2 rRNA genes are annotated in these 3,195 nt (G+C 52.1%); both read right to left on the reverse strand.

The features are described 5' to 3' along the window. Nucleotides 1-24: 24 nt before the first annotated feature. Nucleotides 25-140: ribosomal RNA gene (rrf, locus tag BS617_RS17820) — 5S ribosomal RNA — on the reverse strand. Between the two features lie 132 nt (nucleotides 141-272). Next, nucleotides 273-3,160, reverse strand: a 23S ribosomal RNA gene (locus BS617_RS17825). Nucleotides 3,161-3,195: the final 35 nt, after the last annotated feature.

The raw sequence follows: 3,195 nt of genomic DNA on the forward strand, positions 1-3,195 counted from the left end.
CGCAATCAGGGGTTCGGTATAAAAGCTTGGCGATGACCTACTCTCACATGGGGAGACCCCACACTACCATCGGCGCTAAAGCGTTTCACTACTGAGTTCGGGATGGGATCAGGTGGTTCCACTTCGCTATGGTCGCCAAGCATAAACTGTCACAATATGAATTCGATGAAGGTCTTGTCTTTACACTCAAGTCTTAGCAATCTTATCTCTACATCCGCTTTCAGCCGCAGCCTACTCACTTACATGTCTCTCACACACGCCTTTGGCGTTATATGGTCAAGCCTCACGAGCAATTAGTACTGGTTAGCTCAACGCCTCACAGCGCTTCCACACCCAGCCTATCAACGTCCTGGTCTTGAACGGCTCTTTAGGGGGCTCAAGGCCCCAGCGAGATCTCATCTTGAAGGGGGCTTCCCGCTTAGATGCTTTCAGCGGTTATCCCGTCCGAACATAGCTACCCGGCAATGCCACTGGCGTGACAACCGGAACACCAGAGGTTCGTTCACCCCGGTCCTCTCGTACTAGGAGCAACTCTTCTCAAATCTCAAACGCCCACGGCAGATAGGGACCGAACTGTCTCACGACGTTCTAAACCCAGCTCGCGTACCACTTTAAATGGCGAACAGCCATACCCTTGGGACCGGCTTCAGCCCCAGGATGTGATGAGCCGACATCGAGGTGCCAAACTCCCCCGTCGATGTGAACTCTTGGGAGGAATCAGCCTGTTATCCCCGGAGTACCTTTTATCCGTTGAGCGATGGCCCTTCCATACAGAACCACCGGATCACTAGCACCTACTTTCGTACCTGCTCGACGTGTCTGTCTCGCAGTTAAGCACCCTTATGCGCTTGCACTCATTGGCTGATTTCCGACCAGCCTGAGGGTACCTTCGTGCTCCTCCGTTACTCTTTGGGAGGAGACCGCCCCAGTCAAACTACCCACCACACAATGTCCTCGATCCCGATTAGGGACCTGAGTTAGAACCTCAACAGTACCAGGCTGGTATTTCAAGATTGGCTCCATGCATACTGGCGTACACACTTCAAAGCCTCCCAGCTATCCTACACAAGTAATGTCAAAGTCCACTGTGAAGCTATAGTAAAGGTTCACGGGGTCTTTCCGTCTAGCCGCGGGTACGCTGCATCTTCACAGCGATTTCAATTTCACTGAGTCTCGGGTGGAGACAGTGTGGCCATCGTTACGCCATTCGTGCAGGTCGGAACTTACCCGACAAGGAATTTCGCTACCTTAGGACCGTTATAGTTACGGCCGCCGTTTACCGGGGCTTCGATCAAGAGCTTCGCCGAAGCTAACCCCATCAATTAACCTTCCGGCACCGGGCAGGCGTCACACCCTATACGTCCACTTTCGTGTTTGCAGAGTGCTATGTTTTTAATAAACAGTCGCAGCCACCTGGTATCTTCGACTCCCAACAGCTTACCCCGCAAGGGGATCACCGTCAGGAGCGTGCCTTCTCCCGAAGTTACGGCACCATTTTGCCTAGTTCCTTCACCCGAGTTCTCTCATACGCCTTAGTATTCTCTACCTGACCACCTGTGTCGGTTTGGGGTACGGTTCGTTATAACCTGAAGCTTAGAAGCTTTTCCTGGAAGCATGGCATCAACTACTTCACTCCACATGGGAGCTCGTCATCAGTTCTCAGTCTTAAGGACCCGGATTTGCCTAAGTCCTCAACCTACTACCTTAAACGCGGACAACCAACGCCGCGCTAGCCTAGCCTTCTCCGTCCCTTCATCGCAGTTATAACCAGTACGGGAATATTAACCCGTTTCCCATCGACTACGCATCTCTGCCTCGCCTTAGGGGCCGACTCACCCTGCCTCGAATAGCGTTGGACAGGAACCCTTGGTCTTCCGGCGGGGAGGTTTTTCACCTCCCTTATCGTTACTCATGTCAGCATTCGCACTTCTGATACCTCCACGGTGCCTCCCGGCTTCCGCTTCAACGGCTTACAGAACGCTCCTCTACCATGCACTTACGTGCATCCGCAGCTTCGGTGTCTAGTTTTAGCCCCGTTATATCTTCCGCGCAGGCCGACTCGACTAGTGAGCTATTACGCTTTCTTTAAAGGGTGGCTGCTTCTAAGCCAACCTCCTAGCTGTCTAAGCCTTCCCACATCGTTTCCCACTTAACTAGAACTTTGGGACCTTAGCTGGCGGTCTGGGTTGTTTCCCTTTCCACGACGGACGTTAGCACCCGCCGTGTGTCTCCCGTGATTGCACTCATTGGTATTCGGAGTTTGCATCGGGTTGGTAAGTCGGGATGACCCCCTAGCCGAAACAGTGCTCTACCCCCAATGGTGAGACACGAGGCGCTACCTAAATAGCTTTCGAGGAGAACCAGCTATCTCCGAGCTTGATTAGCCTTTCACTCCGATCCACAGGTCATCCGCTGGCTTTTCAACGACAGTCGGTTCGGTCCTCCAGTTGATGTTACTCAACCTTCAACCTGCCCATGGATAGATCGCTCGGTTTCGGGTCTAATCCCAGCAACTATACGCCCTATTAAGACTCGGTTTCCCTACGGCTCCCCTATACGGTTAACCTTGCTACTGAAATTAAGTCGCTGACCCATTATACAAAAGGTACGCAGTCACGGTCTCAAGGACCGCTCCCACTGCTTGTACGTACACGGTTTCAGGATCTATTTCACTCCCCTCACAGGGGTTCTTTTCGCCTTTCCCTCACGGTACTGGTTCACTATCGGTCAGTCAGGAGTATTTAGCCTTGGAGGATGGTCCCCCCATATTCAGACAGGATATCACGTGTCCCGTCCTACTCGATTTCATTGGTAATAGGTTGTCACATACGGGGCTTTCACCCACTATGGCCGCACTTTCCAGAGCGTTCTGTTAACCATTTACCAACTTAAGGGCTGGTCCCCGTTCGCTCGCCGCTACTAAGGGAATCTCGGTTGATTTCTTTTCCTAAGGGTACTTAGATGTTTCAGTTCCCCTCGTTCGCCTCTACATACCTATGTATTCAGTATGAGATACCCAACAAGTTGGGTGGGTTTCCCCATTCGGACATCGTTGGATCACAGGTTGTTTACCACCTTCCCAACGCTTTTCGCAGGTTACCACGTCCTTCATCGCCTCTGACTGCCAAGGCATCCACCGTGCACGCTTTGTCACTTGACCATATAACCCGAAGGCGTCTGTTCAAGAAACATGTT

The sequence above is a fragment of the Neptunomonas phycophila genome (assembly GCF_001922575.1).
Lineage (GTDB): Bacteria > Pseudomonadota > Gammaproteobacteria > Pseudomonadales > Balneatricaceae > Neptunomonas > Neptunomonas phycophila.